This is a genomic window from Weeksella sp. HMSC059D05 (assembly GCF_001809725.1).
Lineage (GTDB): Bacteria > Bacteroidota > Bacteroidia > Flavobacteriales > Weeksellaceae > Weeksella > Weeksella virosa.
The window spans coordinates 53,145-71,843 of record NZ_KV798518.1 but is presented as its reverse complement, the minus strand read 5'-3'; the positions used below and the strand labels follow the sequence as shown (position 1 = coordinate 71,843).

19 protein-coding genes are annotated in these 18,699 nt (G+C 35.9%); 15 read left to right on the top strand and 4 right to left on the bottom strand.

Annotation, left to right across the window (positions count from 1 at the left end; genetic code table 11):
* Positions 1-2 precede the first annotated feature (2 nt).
* Entirely contained in the window at positions 3-707 is a 705-nt protein-coding gene (locus HMPREF2660_RS01185) for a GLPGLI family protein (RefSeq protein ID WP_070485310.1), read from the top strand.
* Between the two features lie 70 nt (positions 708-777).
* On the opposite strand, the gene rimM is transcribed toward HMPREF2660_RS01185, so the two are convergent.
* A complete protein-coding gene (gene rimM / locus HMPREF2660_RS01180) occupies positions 778-1,302 on the bottom strand; it encodes a ribosome maturation factor RimM (RefSeq protein ID WP_013597945.1) in 525 nt (174 codons plus the stop codon).
* A gap of 25 nt (positions 1,303-1,327) precedes the next feature.
* Positions 1,328-1,861 (bottom strand): 30S ribosomal protein S16, encoded by a 534-nt coding sequence (locus HMPREF2660_RS01175; RefSeq protein WP_041942070.1) that lies wholly within the window; start codon positions 1,859-1,861, stop codon positions 1,328-1,330.
* 219 nt (positions 1,862-2,080) lie between these two features.
* Here HMPREF2660_RS01175 and HMPREF2660_RS01170 point away from each other — a divergent pair, with 219 nt between their 5' ends.
* The 4 genes from HMPREF2660_RS01170 to hflX all read left to right on the top strand — a co-directional run bounded on the left by HMPREF2660_RS01170 (position 2,081) and on the right by hflX (position 7,005).
* Positions 2,081-3,439, top strand: a complete 1,359-nt coding sequence (locus HMPREF2660_RS01170; RefSeq protein ID WP_168160773.1) for a bifunctional metallophosphatase/5'-nucleotidase — start codon at positions 2,081-2,083, stop codon at positions 3,437-3,439.
* Positions 3,436-4,035 carry an HD domain-containing protein gene (locus HMPREF2660_RS01165; protein WP_070485308.1) on the top strand — a complete coding sequence of 200 codons (600 nt, stop codon included), beginning with the start codon at positions 3,436-3,438 and terminating at the stop codon, positions 4,033-4,035. Before HMPREF2660_RS01170 ends, HMPREF2660_RS01165 begins: the two co-directional genes overlap by 4 nt.
* A 47-nt stretch (positions 4,036-4,082) precedes the next feature.
* Entirely contained in the window at positions 4,083-5,630 is a 1,548-nt protein-coding gene (locus HMPREF2660_RS01160) for a S41 family peptidase (RefSeq protein WP_070485307.1), read from the top strand.
* 139 nt (positions 5,631-5,769) lie between these two features.
* Positions 5,770-7,005 carry a GTPase HflX gene (gene hflX, locus HMPREF2660_RS01155; protein ID WP_013597940.1) on the top strand — a complete coding sequence of 412 codons (1,236 nt, stop codon included), beginning with the start codon at positions 5,770-5,772 and terminating at the stop codon, positions 7,003-7,005.
* Positions 7,006-7,078: 73 nt separating this feature from the next.
* On the opposite strand, the gene HMPREF2660_RS01150 is transcribed toward hflX, so the two are convergent.
* On the bottom strand, positions 7,079-7,519 hold the full coding sequence (locus HMPREF2660_RS01150) for a DsrE family protein (protein ID WP_070485305.1): 441 nt from the start codon (positions 7,517-7,519) through the stop codon (positions 7,079-7,081).
* A gap of 149 nt (positions 7,520-7,668) precedes the next feature.
* Between HMPREF2660_RS01150 and HMPREF2660_RS01145 the strand changes: the two genes are divergently transcribed.
* Positions 7,669-8,388, top strand: a complete 720-nt coding sequence (locus HMPREF2660_RS01145) for a DNA alkylation repair protein (RefSeq protein ID WP_070485302.1) — start codon at positions 7,669-7,671, stop codon at positions 8,386-8,388.
* 104 nt (positions 8,389-8,492) lie between these two features.
* On the opposite strand, the gene HMPREF2660_RS01140 is transcribed toward HMPREF2660_RS01145, so the two are convergent.
* A complete protein-coding gene (locus HMPREF2660_RS01140) occupies positions 8,493-9,200 on the bottom strand; it encodes a Crp/Fnr family transcriptional regulator (protein ID WP_070485301.1) in 708 nt (235 codons plus the stop codon).
* Between the two features lie 75 nt (positions 9,201-9,275).
* On the opposite strand from HMPREF2660_RS01140, the gene HMPREF2660_RS01135 reads away from it, so the two are divergent.
* The 9 genes from HMPREF2660_RS01135 to ruvA all read left to right on the top strand — a co-directional run bounded on the left by HMPREF2660_RS01135 (position 9,276) and on the right by ruvA (position 18,696).
* On the top strand, positions 9,276-11,657 hold the full coding sequence (locus tag HMPREF2660_RS01135) for a heavy metal translocating P-type ATPase (protein WP_070485299.1): 2,382 nt from the start codon (positions 9,276-9,278) through the stop codon (positions 11,655-11,657).
* Between the two features lie 91 nt (positions 11,658-11,748).
* Positions 11,749-11,922, top strand: a complete 174-nt coding sequence (gene ccoS / locus HMPREF2660_RS01130) for a cbb3-type cytochrome oxidase assembly protein CcoS (protein WP_013597935.1) — start codon at positions 11,749-11,751, stop codon at positions 11,920-11,922.
* Positions 11,922-14,180 (top strand): cytochrome-c oxidase, cbb3-type subunit II, encoded by a 2,259-nt coding sequence (gene ccoO / locus HMPREF2660_RS01125; RefSeq protein WP_013597934.1) that lies wholly within the window; start codon positions 11,922-11,924, stop codon positions 14,178-14,180. The genes ccoS and ccoO overlap by 1 nt, the downstream gene beginning before the upstream one ends.
* Positions 14,180-14,368 (top strand): cbb3-type cytochrome oxidase subunit 3, encoded by a 189-nt coding sequence (locus HMPREF2660_RS01120; protein WP_013597933.1) that lies wholly within the window; start codon positions 14,180-14,182, stop codon positions 14,366-14,368. The genes ccoO and HMPREF2660_RS01120 overlap by 1 nt, the downstream gene beginning before the upstream one ends.
* Positions 14,369-14,374: 6 nt before the next feature.
* The gene (locus tag HMPREF2660_RS01115; protein WP_013597932.1) at positions 14,375-15,325 is read left to right on the top strand and encodes a cbb3-type cytochrome c oxidase N-terminal domain-containing protein; all 951 of its coding nucleotides are present in this window, start codon (positions 14,375-14,377) and stop codon (positions 15,323-15,325) included.
* Positions 15,326-15,430: 105 nt separating this feature from the next.
* A complete protein-coding gene (gene ccoG, locus HMPREF2660_RS01110; protein ID WP_070485298.1) occupies positions 15,431-16,885 on the top strand; it encodes a cytochrome c oxidase accessory protein CcoG in 1,455 nt (484 codons plus the stop codon).
* A 4-nt stretch (positions 16,886-16,889) separates the two neighbouring features.
* The gene (locus HMPREF2660_RS01105) at positions 16,890-17,336 is read left to right on the top strand and encodes a FixH family protein (RefSeq protein ID WP_070485295.1); all 447 of its coding nucleotides are present in this window, start codon (positions 16,890-16,892) and stop codon (positions 17,334-17,336) included.
* Positions 17,321-18,034, top strand: a complete 714-nt coding sequence (locus HMPREF2660_RS01100; protein WP_070485294.1) for a sulfite exporter TauE/SafE family protein — start codon at positions 17,321-17,323, stop codon at positions 18,032-18,034. Before HMPREF2660_RS01105 ends, HMPREF2660_RS01100 begins: the two co-directional genes overlap by 16 nt.
* Positions 18,035-18,114: 80 nt before the next feature.
* Complete coding sequence (gene ruvA / locus HMPREF2660_RS01095) at positions 18,115-18,696, top strand: Holliday junction branch migration protein RuvA (protein ID WP_013597928.1); 582 nt, start codon at positions 18,115-18,117, stop codon at positions 18,694-18,696.
* Positions 18,697-18,699 lie beyond the last annotated feature (3 nt).

The following is an 18,699-nucleotide window of genomic DNA, read 5'->3' as shown; positions in this document are numbered from 1 at the left end:
AGATGAAGAGATTTTTATCCATAACTTTCCTTTTTTTTACTGCTCTTGTGTTTTCTCAAAATACAATAAAAGTAGTTTATAGTGGCGTGATGAGTCTCGATAATAAGAGTTCTTCTTCTAGAACAAACCTGCATGGCGTTTTTGTGCCAACCGAATTCGAACTGAAAATTAATCAAGATTTTTCGGTTTTTCATTATCTAGATCGAATCAATAATGCGCAAGCTGATATGATGTTTATGCTTGGTTTAGATGATGATATGTATATCGACTTGTCTAAAAATTCAGCTTATGAGAGAAGAGAAATCGGTAAGAAAAAGTTTTTGGTACAAAGAGATATTTCGTATTATCCATGGACGATCACTCGTCAATCGCAAAAGATGTTTGGGTATAATGTAAGAAAGGCTTTTTTTTCGGATGGCGAAGAAAGTGTAGTGGCTTATTTTGCTACCGACCTTCCGTTCAGACATGGGCCATACGGTTACTTTGGATTGCCAGGGCTTATTGTCGCTTTGGATATCACAATAAAAACTTCTCAAGGTGCTTTGTTGGGGAAACATTTTGCGCTGAAAAGTATCGAAATTTTGGATGAGTCTCAACCGATTGTGTTACCGAAAGATAAACTGATTTCGTATGATGAAGCAGAACGTTTGGCTGATGAATGGTTTGATAAACAAATAGAAATCCAATCTCAAGGAGTTGAGAAATAAGGAGAATATTTTTGTTTTTTTAAGGGAAATGTAAGGTATACAAGTAGTTAAGGATTAGAGTTTGAATCTTTTATCCTAAATAGATTTCTAATAATCCGTCTGGTATCTCGATCAACATTGCTTTGTTTGGACGGTCAACTTCTAGAATCCATTGATCAATCATCGGAATTAGTATTTGTTTTCCATTGGCGTCAACCTCAAAAAAAGCTTGTGCCGCAGAATCATTGATAGATTTTATCGTTCCGATTTCTGTATTGGTCTGGTCAAATATCGTATAGCCAATTACCTCGTGATAGTAGAAAGAAGTTCCTTCTAATTTGGGCAGCGTGTTTAGGGGTAAATAAAGCGACCGATTGATGAGTTTATCGACTTCATTGGCCTCGAAATCTTCAAACTTTACCAATAGTTTATCGCCCTGATAAGATTGTACAGACTCTATAAAAAAAGGAATCAGTTTTCCATTACTTTCAATGAAAACTGATTCCAATGTACTGTATAATTCGGGTTCGTCTGTATCCAAATGAATGATAACGTTGCCTTTGAAGCCGTGTTTTTTAGTTATTTTCCCTAAGTAATAACACTCGTTAATATCCATTCTCTACGTATTACTCGAACAAAAATTACTCTGCAGTTTCTTCAGAAGCTTCTTCTGTTGTTGCTCCTTCTGTTGCAGTCTCTTCTTGTGCAGCTTCCTCTGCTTTAGCAGCATCTTCTGCCGCTTTGATGCGCGCTTCGTTTACTGCTTTTTCTGCCTCTAATGCTTCTTTCTTCGCATTAGCAGCTGATTGTGCTAGACCATCTTTCTTAGCCTGTACTTTTGCTTCTTTTGCTTCTAACCAAGCAGCAAATCTTTTTTCAGCTTCCTCTTCGTTAAAGGCTCCTTTAGCAACACCTCCTAATAAGTGTTTTTTCATATACGCTCCTTTGTACGACAAGAGTGCTCTTGCAGTATCGGTTGGTTGCGCACCAGTTTGTAACCATTTAACAGCTGAGTCTACGTTCAATTCAATTGTTGCTGGATTTGTAATAGGATTGTACGTTCCTAACTTCTCAATGAAACGACCATCACGCTTTGCTCTTGAATCAGCAACTACGATGTGAAAGAATGGTTTTCCTTTGCGACCATGTCTTTGTAATCTAATTTTTGTAGCCATAAAATAACTAAATGTTTGTGGGAACTCGTCCCGTTTTACGTAAATTTCGAGGTGCAAAGATACAATTTTTTTAAATATCTAACACTTAATTTTATCTCTATTTACTTTTTTTTCAACTATAAGCAAAACATCTTTCTTACCTTTACCGTTCTTAGTTTTTTTGGTATGATTATTCGCATAACTTTCTTTTTAATAACTTCTTTTCTAAATGCTCAAACCTTGCAAGTACTCTATTTTACAGATGCACACCAGCTATATGAGTTGGACGATGTACCCGGTGGAAGAGGTGGGTTTGCACGTCTGAAAACCATCGTAGATCTAAGTAAAAAAGAAGATCCTGCAACCCTAACTATTCATGGAGGAGATTTTGTCGGTGGAGTTTTGTATGGTGGTATGTTAAAAGGTAAGAATATGCCCGAAGTTTTTAATCGGATTCCGGTAGATATTCTCAATTTCGGACAACATGAGTTTGATTACGGTGTGGAGCACATCCAACAATTAATTCCGAGATTTACCGGTAGTTTTTTTACGACAAATTTAATCGGTGAAACATATCAACCTTTCTTTCAGTTACCAACTTATTTGGTGAGAAAAGTTAATAATCAAACTATTTTGTTTCTCGGGCTGACCGATCAGATGCAAACCACTATCCAGGATAAACGAGTACAGCAAGCAGATATTTTTCTTTCGGTAGAAAATGTTTTGGCGCAGTTCACTGATCAAACAACAGATCATATAGTGGCAATTTCTCAGATGGATTTGGCAAAAAATATTGCGTTAATCGAGCAATTTCCTCAAATAGATCTGGTTCTTACCGAAGAACTACACGAGTACAACTCGCAAATAAATTATGTTGGTAAAACGCCTATTGTGGCACCTTCTGGCAATATGAGTGCCGTTGCAAAAATTATTTTATCGAAAAACAAACTTCCAGAAATACAAATAATCCCATTGGATAAAGAAGTGAGAAAAGAGAAAACTCTAGCGCTACGAGAGCAGCAAGAAAAAGAGTTTATAGAGCAACAGCTCAACGAAAAAATAGCAGATTTAGTTGTGGATTTAGATGTACAATCGGGTTTGAAAGGGGAATCGTTGGCCGGAAATTTAGTAACCGATGCTATGCGTTTTTATTACAATGCCGATGCTGCAATTATCGATGCGAATGGAATTAGGAATGTGGTAAACAAAGGAGATTTCACCATAAAGTCAGCCAGAACTTTGTTACCTTTTGGCAATAAAATGGTAGTGGTTTCGATAAAAGGAAGGGATCTAAAAGATTTTATTTTGAGTAATTTTCTGTTAGACAAACCAAAAATTATACAAGTGTCAGGCTTTTCTTATCATTATAACTCGAAAAATAAAACTATAAATTTCCCTACCTTGCAAGATGATCAAATAATCCGATTGGTGTTGAATGAATATAACTTTCGTCGGTTGAAAAACTTTGAAGAAGTTTTAATCAATGCCAATGATCAACAGTCTGTTCAAGATTATGAGGTTTTGATAACTTTTGCAAGAAAACTACAATCCATCCAACCGAAATTAGAAAAAAGAATCCTGATAAATAAAGAAAAATGAATCGGAAAGAATTATTAGAGAAAACGCAAAACCATATTTATGCTCTTTTTTCTGAAGAAGCAACCGGGCACGACTATTATCATATGGAGCGAGTGGTGAACAATGCCAAAAAAATTCTAAGATACGAAAAAGCCGATCCTTTCTTGGTAGAAATGGCTGCATGGTTACACGATTTGGGCGATGCTAAATTGCACCAGGGAGTGGATCTTTCGGAGCAATTAATAGGCGAGTTTTTAGAAGGAAGCGAGGTTGATGAAGATATAATAAAAAAAATTCAACAAATTGTTTCAGAAGTATCGTTCAGTAAGAATGAAAAGACAAGCAGTTTAGAAGCTAAAATTGTGCAAGATGCAGATCGTTTAGATGCAATTGGTGCGGTGGGTATTGCGCGCTGTTTTGCGTATGGTGGAAGTGTTGGTAATTTACTTTATAACCCAAAATCTGTAGAAAAAAAATCGTCGAGTGTGCAACATTTCCACGATAAACTATTCAAATTAAAAAACCTAATGAATACAGAAACAGCAAAGAAAATGGCTGAAGAACGACACGTGTTCATGGAAGGTTTTATCGAACAATTTTATCAAGAAGTACGCTAAAAAATTGTAATTACAAACGAAATAGTGAAAAAGCCTGAAAATATTTGATGAAAAACTTACTTTTCTTTATTCTCGGAACTCTCTTGGTTTCTTGTCATTCGGTAGAGAAATACAACGCTCGTTTAGAGAAAAAAATTCCGGCAGAATTGCTAAAGCAAGATGTAGACTATGCATATAGGCAATTGCTAGACTACCATCCAGATTTGGATTGGTTTATAACCGAAGATTCATTGCGAAATACTTTTACCGCTCTGAAAAATTCGATTAATCGATCAATGACATCAAAAGAGTTTTATTTTGATCTTCAAGCGGTAATCGCACAAATACGGCAAGCTCATACCTATGTAGATTTTCCGAGTAGAAAGTACGCCAAACGAGAGGAAAAGAAAAGAAAAAATACTATAGGACCATTCTCGCAATTCAGAACCAATTATTCCGAAGAAGGGTTGTATGTTGTTCCCTCTAAAGCAGATGATGTTGGGCTGCCAGTTGGGATTTCTATCGTAGAGGTTAATGGTTATCCAGTGAAAGATTATTATCAAAAATATCGAAAATTAGAAACGAGCGATGGTTATAATGAAACATTTATAGATCGAATAATGAGTAAATCATTTTCTACTTTTTTTACGTATGAACATGGTCTAAAAGATAGCCTGCGTTTAACCTTCGATAAAAACGACTCTCTTTTTGTGAAAACCGTTTATCGCAAAAAACTAGATGAGTCAAAATCAATAAAAACAAAAGATTCTCTCCATTTGACTAGAAAAGAACGAAAGCAAAGAGAGTTGAAAAACTTTTATTTTGGTTACGATAAAATCAATAAACAATTTGCAATCGAATTGCAATATCCTACCCAAGATAGTACTATTGCTGTACTAAATATCAGAAGTTTTGTCAAAGGATACCCTAAAAAAGCCTATGCAGAAGTTTTCGAAAAATTGAAGCAATCAAATGTACAATATCTGATTCTAGATCTTCGTGATAATGGAGGGGGATATTTACGCGATTCTGGTGAGCTTTTTTCATATTTATCAGATTCTGCTATTGCATTTACCCAAAAAGCCCATATTACTCAAAAAAACTCTTTGGCCAAAAATTACCATAAAATGTTTTCTGGACCTAGAAAATATACTTTGATGCCTCTTTGGTTGGGAGCTTCGATAGCGACGATTTTCAAGACCAAAAAAGATCAGAACGGAGATTATCTGTATACAATTTCGTCATCAAAACCAAAAAAAATAAAAGAGAACAATTATCGGGGTGTCTTATATGTTTTGCAAAATGGAGGATCTTATTCGGCAACCTCTATTCTCATTAGCATGCTCGATCAATACACGAATGCAGTATTTGTAGGAGAAGAATCTGGTGGAAATTACAACGGTACTATTGCAGGTTTTATTGTGCCTTTCACTCTACCAAACTCACAACTCGAACTGAATATTCCTTTAATGACGATTTGTCCAAACCTAAAAAATCAACATCGGCAAGGAAGAGGAAATTTCCCGGATTTCATCGTAGAAACAACCTTAGATGATATATTTTATGGCCGAGATCCTGTTTTGGATACAGCCTTGAGGTTGATAAACTCAGAATAAAATATTAACTTACAAGAAGAGCAATCTTCGTTTTCGAACAAGAAAAAAAAGAATCTGAATTTTATTTACTTAGGTACGAATATTGTCCAGTAAATCAGGAGTAATCCGTATAATTGCAAAATTAAGCTTGTAAACATACATGTTAGAAAAAAAAGAAGCCCAATACGAAAAAGTGGTTTTGGTAGGATTAATTACCCGCGACCAAACCGAAGAAAAATTAACAGAATACATGGACGAACTTCGGTTCCTGGCATATACCGCTGGAGCAGAAGTTGATAAACGCTTTATTCAAAAGCTCGATCGACCAGATCCTAAATATTTTGTAGGGAGTGGAAAGCTAGAAGAGATCACAAGTTATGTAGAAGAAAATAATATCGATACGGTAATTTTTGACGACGAACTAACGCCATCACAACTAAAAAATATCGAAAAAGTGGTGAACCGAAAAATAATCGATCGCACACAATTGATTTTGGATATTTTTGCTCAACGTGCCCAAACGTCTTACGCTCGAACTCAGGTCGAGTTGGCTCAATACCAATATCTTTTACCTCGACTTACCCGAATGTGGACGCATTTGGAGCGTCAGCGTGGTGGAATTGGGATGCGTGGTCCGGGTGAAACAGAAATTGAGACCGATCGCCGAATCATTCGAGATCGAATTACATTGCTCAGAGAAAAATTAAAATCAATCGATAAACAAATGGCTACCCAAAGAACCAATCGTGGAGCAATGGTTCGGGTGGCTTTGGTAGGGTATACCAACGTAGGGAAGTCGACGTTGATGAATGTGCTTAGCAAATCGGATGTGTTTGCCGAAGATAAATTATTTGCAACTCTAGATACCACCGTGCGGAAAGTTGTGATCGGGAATTTACCTTTCTTATTGACGGATACAGTAGGATTTATAAGAAAGTTACCAACACAATTGGTAGAATCCTTCAAATCGACCTTGGACGAAGTTCGGGAAGCCGACTTATTGATTCATGTAGTAGATATTTCGCATGCAAGTTTTGAGGATCATATAAACTCTGTGAATAAAATTTTAGATGAGATCAATTCTAAAGATAAACCAACAGTTATGGTTTTCAATAAAATAGATAATTTTAGCTATATAGAAAAACCAGAAGACGATCTCACGGTGATGCATTTTGAGAATTATTCGTTAGAACACTGGAAAAAAACATGGATGGCCAAAACATCTTATCCTACCTTGTTTATTTCGGCTACAGAAAAAGAAAATATAGAGGAACTACGTAAAACAATTTATGAAGAGGTGAAGAAATTGCACATTCAACGCTTTCCGTACAATAATTTTCTGTTTCAGTATTATAATGAGGATGGAGAAAACATTTCTGAAGGTGAAAATCTATAATAAAAAAATCCCAAAAGTACTTTCTTGCGAAAGACTTTTGGGGCACCAAATAAATCCTTAACAACCTAATATATTATAGAATCAAGTTTTTATAGCCTTTATCTTGTAGGTCGAAAAGATAAATAAATGCATTTGGCGTTGTGCGCACAAACGATAAATATTGATCTTTTGTAACTCCTAACTTATTCATCGCAAATTCGCAAGAAACAAAAACAATTCCTGCTTTATTGGCTTCTGCCATTGCGTTTTTCAGATCTTGATCAACAGCAATATCTTTTACAACATTTCCAATCAAAACAATTTCGAAAACCGTTTTCGGGTTATTTTTAATCATTTCTTCTCCTGTCATAATTGCAGCCATCATGTGCATTTTATTTTGCACCATAATGGCATGTTTGTCTTTTACTTTTGTCTGAATTACAGCAGTAGCGACTTCATTATAATCAGCTGCTTGTATAGGAAGTGCAATACAGCTTGCAAACAATGTGGTGAGTACAAAAACTGATTTCTTCATGGTAATTATTTTATATTAACACAAAATTACAGTATCCAAAAAAAGCTTACAGTAACAAATGTTACAGTGCATTTTTATATAGCTGTCCATTTTATTATTTTGTGATTTTCGTCTAGATTCTATCTTTGTGGACTAAGATTTTCGGTAGGATGAAAAGCAAAACAGTAGAATATATACAAGAAGCTTTATACGATTTGTCGGATAAAGATAAGATAAAAAAGTTGCAACAATATTTCAAAACCCAACCAGGAGAATACGGTGAGGGAGATCTGTTTATCGGTGTTAAAGTACCTGATCAACGGAAAGTTGCCAAGGAGTTTTACACCAAAGCTTCATTTGTCGATTTGGCAGAATTGCTTTCTCAGCCGATACATGAGGTTCGTTTAACGGCAACTTTTATTTTGGTTTTACAATACGAAAAATCAAAAGATTGGGCAGAAAAAAAGACAATTGTCGATTTTTATTTGTCGCATACTGCAAGTTTCAATAATTGGGATTTGGTCGATTCTTCGTGTTATAAAATTCTTGGACATTATGCTTTTCATCAAAACCAAAAAGAAATTCTCTTGCGTTTGGCAGAGTCGCCTTCTTTGTGGGAAAAACGCATGGCAGTAGTGTCGACTTTGTATTTCATCAAACAAAAAGAATTCTCGATTGTTACCCAAATTGTAGAAAAAAATCTACATCATCCACACGATTTGATGCACAAAGCAAATGGTTGGATGTTGCGTGAAATGGGAAATGTCGACGAGGTGAGTTTGTTGATTTTCCTCGATGCGTTTGCACAAGAATTGCCAAGAACGACTTTGCGTTACGCGATCGAAAAATTACCTGAAAATATTCGACAAGAATATCTAAAAAAGAAGTAAAAAAAAAAGGGAAATCAAAATACAATTGATTTCCCTTGATTCGATAAATTTAATGTAAAATAAAACAGAGCTTTTTCGGGCAGGAAAAAGTCTACAATCTTTTTTTATAGAATAACGTGTCCTAACTTGGTAAGTTTCTGATGTTCTATGATTTTTATTTTTCTACCTTCTACCTCGATTAAATGATCTTGTTTGAATTCTGAAATCAATCGAATAGCCGACTCGGTAGCAGTCCCGATTAGGTTAGCCGTTTCTTCGCGCGTAAGCGAAATGTTGATAAAACCATCCTTGTCGGTTCCTAATTTTGCTTCGAGTAAGAGTAAAACTTCAGCCAATCTTTCGCGAACTGTCTTTTGTGCCAAATAGGTAATGGTTCTAGCATATTCACCCAAGTCTTTGGCAATACGTTGTAAAATATTAAAAGCTAATTTTGGGTTAGCTTCTAATAATTTGATGAAGAATTTTTCGGGTACATAATAAATCTCACAATTACTCATCGCCGTCGCCGAAGCACCAAATACTTCTTGGCTCAATATAGAACGGTAGCCGATAATGTCTCCTTCATTTACAAAACGTAAAATTTGCTCTTTCCCGTTGAAGCCGACTTTAAATAATTTTGCCGTACCTTTGATCATGCAATAAATCCCTTTTGGGGTAGCTCCCTCTTGTATGATTTCGTCAGCTTTTTTCAGATTAAGAATCTTTTTCTCAGCATTGAATTCGATTAAATCTTCGGTGCTAAAAACACCAAATTTTTCTGGATGTTCGAATAAAGCTTTGATTGTTTCTACATTTTCGTTAAATTCTGACATAGAGTTGTTAGTTATGACTTAAGTCATGCAAATATAGGAGTATTTCTGGGGATTCGAAAGTAATTTTGTAAAACTATGGCAGAACAATGTTTCCATTGTGGGCAACAAATAGAAGAGGAGCGCATTCTCTTTGATGAGAAAGTATTTTGTTGCCAAGGTTGTAAAACTGTTTATGAGATCTTGAATGTTAATGATCTGAAAGATTTCTATGAGTTGAATCGGAATGCAGGTGTTCGACCCGATCAACGAAATGCTCATCAGTTCGATTTTCTCAATACACCTGAGATATTCGATCAGGTGGTAGACTTTTCGGACGATGGAGTTACTGTGGTTACTTTCCATGTGCCTGTTATTCATTGTACTTCATGTGTTTGGTTGTTAGAGAGTTTAGAGACAATTAACCCGAATATTATCTCATCTCATGTGAATTTTACCCAAAAAAATGTACAGGTAACTTATCGAGATGAAGAACTAAGTTTAGGAGACTTGGCAAGGTTAATGACCGACTTAGGATACAAACCATCGGTGAATCTTAATACTGTCGAAAAAAATAAAAAAAATAAAGTCGATCGCTCATTAGTCGCAAAATTAGTTGTGGCTGGTTTTTGTTTTGGAAACATCATGCTATTGTCTTTCCCAGAATATGTAGAATTTTTCGGGAGCGTAAAAGAATCTTGGTTAGAAGATAATAAAAATCTTTTCCGTTGGGCAATGTTCTTGTTAGCGCTACCAGTATTTTTGTACTCAGGCACCGATTATTATAAATCTGCATGGCAAGGGCTGAAAAACGGAGTAGTTAACCTCGACGTGCCAATTACTTTAGGGATTTTTGTGATTTTTTTCAAAAGTACTTATGATATTATTTTTGATTTAAGTCCTGGATATTTTGATACTTTAACAAGTCTGATCTTTCTAATGTTAACCGGAAAATGGTTTCAGCAACAAACCATCAATAGTCTTGCATTTGATCGAGATTATAAATCATTTTATCCGATTGCTGTTGCAAAAATTGTCGACAATCAAGAAGTACCAATTTTATTATCCGACCTAAAAAAAGGCGATCGAATCCTTATCCGTGACGAAGAATTAATTCCGGCTGATGTAATCCTTATGAAAGGAGAAGCCATGGTAGATAATAGTTTTGTGACTGGTGAATCTCGATTAATTCAGAAAAAAGCTGGTGATAAAATTTTTGCTGGAGGTAGGATTTCTGGTCCTGCAGTGGAGCTGGAAGTGATTGCAGACATCAAACAAAGTTATCTAACGCAGTTATGGAACAATGATGCGTTCAAGAAAAACGATTCAGAACTTAACATTCTTACCAATTACGTAGCAGAATATTTCACCTATATTATTTTGGCGCTGTGTTTAGTCGCAGGCATATATTGGTACATTGTCGATCCTTCACGCATACTCGATGTGGTTGCCGCAATACTGATAATTGCTTGTCCTTGTGCATTAGGACTTTCTTCTCCTTTCACTTTAGGAAATATGATGCGGATTTTCGGAAACAAAAATTTCTATATCAAAAACACATCAACAATCGAAAAAATGGCACAAGTAACCGATATTGTTCTCGATAAAACAGGAACAATCACAGTTAGCGAAGTCGACCAGATTAAGTACGAAGGCATAGAGTTATCAGAAGAGCAGAAGAAGATGGTAAAAGTTGTTCTCAGAAACTCGAATCATCCATTATCGCGTTCACTATATTCTGCTTTAAATGTAGAAGCTACTGCAAAAGTAGAAGATTATATGCAAGTAATCGGGAAAGGACAACAAGCGGTTGTCGATGGTAAATTGGTGCAAATCGGTTCTAGAGATTTTGTGCAGGCAATAGAGGAAAGTACAATTAATCAGACAGTTGTCTATATCAAGATAGATAATCAAGTTTTGGGTAAATTTATTTTTACAAGTACCTACCGAACAGGTTTACAAGCGGTGTTAGAAAATTTAAAAAATTATAATTTACATGTACTTTCTGGTGATAATGATGCAGAAAGAACTTATCTTGCAAAAATATTTCCTGAAGGATCAATATTAAATTTCAATCAATCACCAAATGATAAATTGGTGTACATTGAAAAATTGCAAAAGGAAGGAAAAAAAGTAATGATGCTTGGAGATGGTCTCAATGATGCGGGGGCGCTAAAGCAAAGCGATGTAGGTGTGGCAATTTCCGAAAGCATGAATAGCTTTTCACCATCATGTGATGGGATTTTAGATGCAAAAGAATTCCAACGAATTCCATGGTTTATGAAAATGTCAAAATACACAATGCGTCTTGTGGTAGCAGCGTTTATTATTTCATTTATGTACAACGTAATAGGGTTGTCTTTTGCAGTAACAGGTTATTTAGAGCCAGTGGTAGCAGCGATTTTGATGCCAATAAGTTCGGCTTCTGTAATATTATTTGCTACCTTCGGGTCGAGAATAACAGCTAAAATTACTCGTTAATATTTAGAATGGTTATAAATTAGTAAGATTTCTTTTGTGATGAAGAAAATCATTGTGAAATCTTCTTACGGTTTGTAATTTTGCAAGAGTTATGGGAGTAATAATATTGACCATAGTGATGAGTCTCTGTTTAGGGATTTTGTTTTTGAGCTTGTTTTTCTTAGGGTATAAAACAGGCCAATTCGATGAAGATGAGTCGCCAGCGGTGCGAATGTTGAAAGATGATAAGAAAGTTAATAAAGATAAAGATAAAATTGACACATAATGCAAATGCAGACGTTTAGTTACGATAATAAGATCGTAAAGTACTTTATTTATGCTACACTGTTTTGGGCTGTGATGGCATTCTTTTTCGGAGTTTTAGTGGCAACATTGTTGTTCTTCCCAGATCTACCAGAATACCTTTTTGGGTCAGATGATGGTGCGATTGGAGGGAATATTCAGGGGCTTATTAATACCCAAGGAACCTTAGGTTTTGGTCGTTTACGGATGATTCATACCACTTTTGCAATTTTTGCTTTTGTAGGAAATAGTTTCTTTGCAGGAGCTTACTATTCATTGCAGCGTTTGTTGAAAACTAGAATGTATAGCGATGTGATGAGCTGGACAGTTTTCTGGGGGTGGCAATTGTTTATAATAGCGTCTTTTGTAACTTTTATTTTAGGATATAATACAAGTAAAGAATATGCAGAGCATGAGTGGCCAATCGATATTTTGATTGCGCTTACTTGGGTGTTGTTTGGTGTTCAGATGTTTTTGACTATTGGGAAACGTCGTGTACGTCACTTGTATGTTGCTATTTGGTTTTATATTGGTACGTGGGCAGGGATAACCATGTTGCATGTATTTAATAATTTAGAATTGCCTGTACATTTTAATTTAATGGCGCCTAAGTCATACTCAATATATTCGGGAGTTCAGGATGCATTAGTACAATGGTGGTATGGTCACAATGCAGTTGCATTTTTCTTGACAACACCGGTGTTGGGTATGATGTATTATTTCGTGCCAAAAGCAGCAAATCGACCTGTTTTCTCGTATAAGTTATCGATTATCCATTTCTGGTCTTTGATTTTCGTTTATATTTGGGCTGGTCCACACCATCTTATTTATACTGCTTTACCAGGATGGGCGCAAGCACTAGGAACAGGTTTCTCAATTATGTTGATTGCACCATCATGGGGAGGGATGTTGAATGGTCTATTAACCCTACGCGGTTCTTGGGATAAAGTTCGAGAAAATCCTATCCTTAAATTCTTTGTGGTAGCAGTTACTTGTTATGGTATGGCTACTTTCGAAGGGCCGCTTTTAGCAACAAAAACATTAAATAAAATAGGACACTTTACCGACTGGGTGCCTGCTCACGTACACGTAGGGACTTTAGGGTGGAATGGTTTCATGGCATTCGGTATTATATATTACGTTATACCTAGGATTTTCAATACAAAATTAGCTTCGGTTAAGATGGCTAATGCACACTTCTGGATTGCTACTTTTGGAATTTTGTTCTGGGTAATCCCAATGTATGTTGCTGGTTGGACGCAAGGTTTAATGTGGAAACAATTCGCAGAAGACGGTACGTTAGCTTACCCTAACTTCTTGCAAACAGTAACCATCCTAAAACAATGGTTATACCCATTGCGTGCATTCGGTGGTATATTATATCTGTTAGGAACAATATTAATGATTGTTAATGTATGGAAAACTGTACGTTCAGGGCAGTTTGTGCGAGACGAAGAAGTTCAAGCGCCGGCATTACCGAAGAAATCTGCAGCTCGTCAGCAAGGAGAAGAAGTTCACACTTGGATTGAAAGAACTCCGAAATTATTAACTGTTTTAGCATTTGTAGCTTTAGCGATTGGTGGTTTAGTAGAAATTGTTCCAACAATCGTAGTAAAAGCTAATGTACCAACTATTTCAAGTGTAAAACCATATACGCCGTTAGAAGTAGAAGGTCGAGATATCTATATTAGAGAAGGATGTAATGCTTGTCACTCGCAAATGATACGACCGTTCCGTGACGAAGTAAAACGATATGGAGAATACTCTAAAGCAGGTGAGTTCGTTTATGATCATCCATTCTTGTGGGGATCAAAACGTACTGGACCAGACTTGCATAGACAAGGAGGAAAAAATCCAGATGCATGGCATTATAAGCATATGTGGAATCCAAGAGCAACATCAGAAGGTTCTATCATGCCGCGTTACCCATGGATTATCGAGAATGTTTTAGATGTAAATCATACAGCAGATAAAATGCGAGCTCTTGCTACTCTAGGAGTGCCATACTCTGAAGAAGATTTCGATAGTATGAAAGTATCTATGCAAAGACAAGCCATTGCAATTGAGAAAAGTATTTTTGCTGATGCAGCTGACTTGAAAGATCTTTGGACAAAACGAGAAAAGGAAGAAGGAGATAAATTTGTTCCGCTTCGCGATCGAGAAATTGTTGCACTTATCGCATACCTACAACGTTTAGGTACCGATATCAAAGCACAAGAAACACAAACAGCTAGTAACTAATGTTAAAATATTTCAAAGAGTCATTCTCTAATTATGATTTTTCATCAATATTACAAACCATTTCATTATTGTTGTTTGTAATGTTTTTCCTCGGAACATTTTATTTAGTATGGAAAAAGCCAAAAAAATATTACGAGGAAGCAGAGAATTTACCTTTAGAAGATGATGATACAGAAGACAAAATTTAAAACACTATGAAATTACGTACACCCGCCTACATCTTTATTCCGCTTACCATGTTAGCGATTTTGCTAACATTCGCAATGGTGACTCCGGTAGAAAATATCGTAGAACCAGGCTTCAAAGGGATGATTGATAATTCGATTGCACATATTGTAGCAGCTCTAAAACAAGGAGTTGTATGGGCAGTAATGGCTATCTCTTTGGTGATGTTGTTGATTATTAATGCAATAAATAAGTTAGTTGAATCACAAAAGTTTCAACAATTAACAGAAGATGAAAAAGCAGAATATTTAGCAAAGAAGAAAAAAGGCTATATTAAAAACCTCTTAAGCTCTGCTAATCAACGTCAAACTAAAGAAGAAGAAGAAGCAATTATTATCGATCATGGTTTTGATGGAATCAAAGAATTAGATAATGCTTTACCACAGTGGTGGCTATCACTTTTTTGGTTGGGAATAGTATTTTGCGTTGTTTATTTATTAGCCTATGGGTTCACGGATTTCGCGCATTCTGATGTAGAGTATGCACAAGAAGAAAAAATTCTCAACATCAAAGACTCTATTTGGGCTGTAGAAAATGATATCACTATCGAGGGTGCAGTTAATAAGTTTAACGATCCAGCTGTTGTAGAGCAAGGGAAATTAATTTTCAATACACAATGTACGCTTTGTCACATGGAAGGTGGAAAGGGAGGTATTGGACCAAACTTAACAGATGACTATTGGATAAGCCAAGTAAATGACAGTTTATTCTATAATATATATGCAGTAATATATGACGGATCTCCTACAAACCCTCAGATGAGAGCATTCGGCCAGCGCGGTGAATTGTCAGGCTTAAATATAGAAAAAGTAGCATCGTATGTTTACTACATTAACCAAGTAGAAAAAACATTAACACCTGCCGATGGTGCTGCTGCTCCACAAGGAGAATTGGTAGAAGCGTGGAAAGCTAAAAATTAAGATTTCTAACGACACAATATCAGATAATATGTATCATAAGCAAAGAGAGGGAACTGGCATGGTTTTCTCTCTTTGTTGTATAAAACAAATCAATTATTAAAAATCATGAGCAATATAAAAGACAGTAAAGAAAAAGATTTTCATCAGATGGATGAATCTGTACGCTCAACAATCGGGACAATGGAAAAGTCTGGTAAACGTAAGTGGGTGTACCCAAAAAAACCAAGTGGTAAGTTTACCAATCGTCGGAAGATAGTAGCCTATATACTCCTTACTTTTTTGGTGGTTACGCCATTTGTTAAGTTACCAAACGGCAACCCTTTATTTAAATTTGATATTTTAAGCAGAGAATTTATTTTGTTTGGATTTCCGTTTTTCACCTCCGACTTCTTTCTTCTAGCAATCGGGATGATTACATCCATTATTTTTATCGTACTTTTCACCATGGTATATGGTCGACTATTTTGTGGTTGGGTTTGCCCTCAAACCATATTTTTAGAAATGGTTTTTCGCCCCATCGAATATTTGATAGAAGGAGACAGACCAAAGCAAATACGCTTAGATAAACAAGAATGGGACGAAGAAAAGATTAGAAAAAAACTAATGAAGTGGACCATCTACGCTATACTCTCATTTTTGATTGCCAACGTTTTTTTGTCTTATATTATCGGTGCAGATGCGTTACTAAATTTAGTGAAAGAAGGGCCAATTGAGCATGCCTCAACTTTTATCGGTTTGGTTATCTTTACGAGCTTATTCTATTTTGTTTTTACATGGTTTAGAGAGCAAGCCTGTACTTTAGTGTGCCCATACGGTCGACTCCAAGGAGTGTTGATTGACTCACACACGATTAATGTTGCCTACGACTACCGCCGTGGAGAAGGAAGAATAGGACGTGCAAAATTTAGAAAAAATGAAGACCGAAAAGCTGCCGGCAAAGGAGATTGTATAGATTGCGGACAGTGCGTTGTGGTTTGTCCTACAGGAATCGATATCCGAAACGGAATCCAATTAGAATGTGTAAACTGTACCGCTTGTATAGATGCCTGTGATGAAGTAATGGAGAAAGTAAACCTCCCAACAGGATTGATTCGTTATGCATCAGAAGATAACATCAAGAAAGGAGAACCTTTCCACTTCAATAAGCGAATGATAGCTTATACAGTTGCTTTAATCGCACTTCTAGGTGTAATGACAACCTTTGTTATTAATCGTCCTATGGTAGAGTCAAAATACCTAAAGGTCGTTGGGTCTGATTATGTAGAAGAAGGACAATATTATGTAAATCAGTTTGAATATACATTAACCAATAAAACCAATAATACCCAAGAAGTAAAAATAAAATTATTGTCTCATGACCAATCGGTTGTGGAGATGTATCAAGGTACCAACCATATCCAATTAGAGAAAGGTGCTATTGTACAAGGAAAATTCAAACTAAAAATTCCTAAAAAAGAAGTTAGTTCGTATAAAGAAAGAATAATAATAGGGTTGGTGAATGACAAGGGAGAGGTAGTTGATAAATATAAAACAAGCTTCTCTTCACCTTTTAAATATTAGTTGTATGAAGTTTAAATTTACATGGGCACACGGTGTTGCCGTTGCCCTTGGTATGTTCATGATTTTTATCTTAAGTTTACTATTTTTTGCTGGTGATGTTGGCGAATTAGTAACCGATAATTATTACGAAAAATCTTTAACATTTGAGAAGGATATCGAAGCCGAATCACGAGCGAATCTTTTAGCAAAACATCCACAAATTGTAGAGCAAGCCAACGGTTTCAAGCTAATTTTCCCAGAAGATTTTACTGTTACCGAGGGTACTGTTTATCTTTTGCGTCCAAATAATCAAGAGCTAGATTATCTTAAACCACTAAAACTAAACGAAAGAAAAGAAATGCTAATATCCTCAGTAAATTTGGTTCCAGGCGAATACGATTTGGCCCTATCATGGGAAATGAACGGCAAAAAGTATTTGTTGAAAAAACCACTTAGATGGCACAAACATTAATCCTCTTAGCACTCGGATTAGGTTTTGCCACAAGCCTACATTGTGTTGGCATGTGTGGTCCGATTGCTCTATCGATTGGTTTGAGTGCTAAAAATAAATTAAAATTTACGCTAAAAAATCTCACCTATCAATTCGGGCGTGTAACAACCTATACGATTTTGGGGCTTATACTTGGATTGATAGGCGAGGGATTTAGCTTTGTAGGATTCCAAAATTATCTAAGTATTGCAATCGGTGTATTGATGATTATTATGGTGTTGATTCCCAAGTTTTTCGATAATCAGAGCATCAATACAAAGCCTTTGCAGGCCATCTTGCTAAAAGTAAAAGTTGGTCTTGGTCGTTATTTGAGAAGACAAGATTTCTCGTCACTTTATACTACCGGATTACTCAATGGCTTATTGCCCTGCGGAGCAGTATATGCCGCACTTACTGCAGCCATCGGTGTGGGCTCTTTTGAGCAAAGTACACTGTTTATGTTCTTTTTCGGGTTAGGAACAATTCCATTGATGTTTCTTACGGTTATGTTTGGGAATTTTATCAGCTTAGAGTGGCGTCAAAAAATCCTAAAAATCTTACCTATTATCATCCTAGTTTTAGGTATATTGTTTATTCTACGAGGATTAGAGCTCAATATTCCTTATATTTCTCCGAGCAAAGAAGTCTTACAAATTGATGCGGCAGAGTATTGCCAATAATCAAAAATATAATATTTTCTAATCATTAAATAAATTGTATTTTTGGATTTCATTAACACCATAGATATAAATTTATTCGGATGATAACACAACTTAGAGGGCGACTTGTAGAAGTTCATCCTTCGTACGCAGTTGTTGATTGTAATGGAGTTGGTTATTGGGTAAACATATCCCTAAACACATATTCTAGCTTGGTAATTGATGAAGTGATTACCCTCTATACACAACAAATAATTCGTGATGATGCACATCTATTATACGGTTTCAACACCATAGAAGAACGGTCTATTTTCCAGAAGCTCATTAGTGTAAACGGAGTAGGGCCTGCTTCTGCAATGATGATGCTATCGACTTTGTCACCTAAAGAAATACAAACCGCAATCTACACAGAAGATGCAAAGTTGTTACAAAGTGTTAAAGGGATTGGAGCCAAAACTGCCCAAAGAATTATTATAGATCTGAAAGATAAGCTAGAAGAAATCAACCTAGAAGATGTTAATTCTTTACCTCACAAAAATAAAACACGCATAGAAGCGTTATCAGCATTAGAAGTTTTAGGAATTCCGCGTAAGGTGGCCGAAAAAACTATCGATCAAGTATTAGACAAAAATGCGGATGCAACTGTAGAAACTTTAGTAAAAGAAACCCTAAAAAAACTTTGATTA

What these genes read in the sequence shown, in the direction of transcription:
- HMPREF2660_RS01185 (WP_070485310.1), top strand. Translation starts at nt 3, where the DNA reads ATGAAGAGATTTTTATCCATAACTTTCCTTTTTTTTACTGCTCTTGTG.
- rimM (WP_013597945.1), bottom strand. Translation starts at nt 1,302, where the DNA reads ATGGATATTAACGAGTGTTATTACTTAGGGAAAATAACTAAAAAACAC.
- HMPREF2660_RS01175 (WP_041942070.1), bottom strand. Translation starts at nt 1,861, where the DNA reads ATGGCTACAAAAATTAGATTACAAAGACATGGTCGCAAAGGAAAACCA.
- HMPREF2660_RS01165 (WP_070485308.1), top strand. Translation starts at nt 3,436, where the DNA reads ATGAATCGGAAAGAATTATTAGAGAAAACGCAAAACCATATTTATGCT.
- HMPREF2660_RS01160 (WP_070485307.1), top strand. Translation starts at nt 4,083, where the DNA reads ATGAAAAACTTACTTTTCTTTATTCTCGGAACTCTCTTGGTTTCTTGT.
- hflX (WP_013597940.1), top strand. Translation starts at nt 5,770, where the DNA reads ATGTTAGAAAAAAAAGAAGCCCAATACGAAAAAGTGGTTTTGGTAGGA.
- HMPREF2660_RS01150 (WP_070485305.1), bottom strand. Translation starts at nt 7,519, where the DNA reads ATGAAGAAATCAGTTTTTGTACTCACCACATTGTTTGCAAGCTGTATT.
- HMPREF2660_RS01145 (WP_070485302.1), top strand. Translation starts at nt 7,669, where the DNA reads ATGAAAAGCAAAACAGTAGAATATATACAAGAAGCTTTATACGATTTG.
- HMPREF2660_RS01140 (WP_070485301.1), bottom strand. Translation starts at nt 9,200, where the DNA reads ATGTCAGAATTTAACGAAAATGTAGAAACAATCAAAGCTTTATTCGAA.
- HMPREF2660_RS01135 (WP_070485299.1), top strand. Translation starts at nt 9,276, where the DNA reads ATGGCAGAACAATGTTTCCATTGTGGGCAACAAATAGAAGAGGAGCGC.
- ccoS (WP_013597935.1), top strand. Translation starts at nt 11,749, where the DNA reads ATGGGAGTAATAATATTGACCATAGTGATGAGTCTCTGTTTAGGGATT.
- ccoO (WP_013597934.1), top strand. Translation starts at nt 11,922, where the DNA reads ATGCAAATGCAGACGTTTAGTTACGATAATAAGATCGTAAAGTACTTT.
- HMPREF2660_RS01120 (WP_013597933.1), top strand. Translation starts at nt 14,180, where the DNA reads ATGTTAAAATATTTCAAAGAGTCATTCTCTAATTATGATTTTTCATCA.
- HMPREF2660_RS01115 (WP_013597932.1), top strand. Translation starts at nt 14,375, where the DNA reads ATGAAATTACGTACACCCGCCTACATCTTTATTCCGCTTACCATGTTA.
- ccoG (WP_070485298.1), top strand. Translation starts at nt 15,431, where the DNA reads ATGAGCAATATAAAAGACAGTAAAGAAAAAGATTTTCATCAGATGGAT.
- HMPREF2660_RS01105 (WP_070485295.1), top strand. Translation starts at nt 16,890, where the DNA reads ATGAAGTTTAAATTTACATGGGCACACGGTGTTGCCGTTGCCCTTGGT.
- HMPREF2660_RS01100 (WP_070485294.1), top strand. Translation starts at nt 17,321, where the DNA reads ATGGCACAAACATTAATCCTCTTAGCACTCGGATTAGGTTTTGCCACA.
- ruvA (WP_013597928.1), top strand. Translation starts at nt 18,115, where the DNA reads ATGATAACACAACTTAGAGGGCGACTTGTAGAAGTTCATCCTTCGTAC.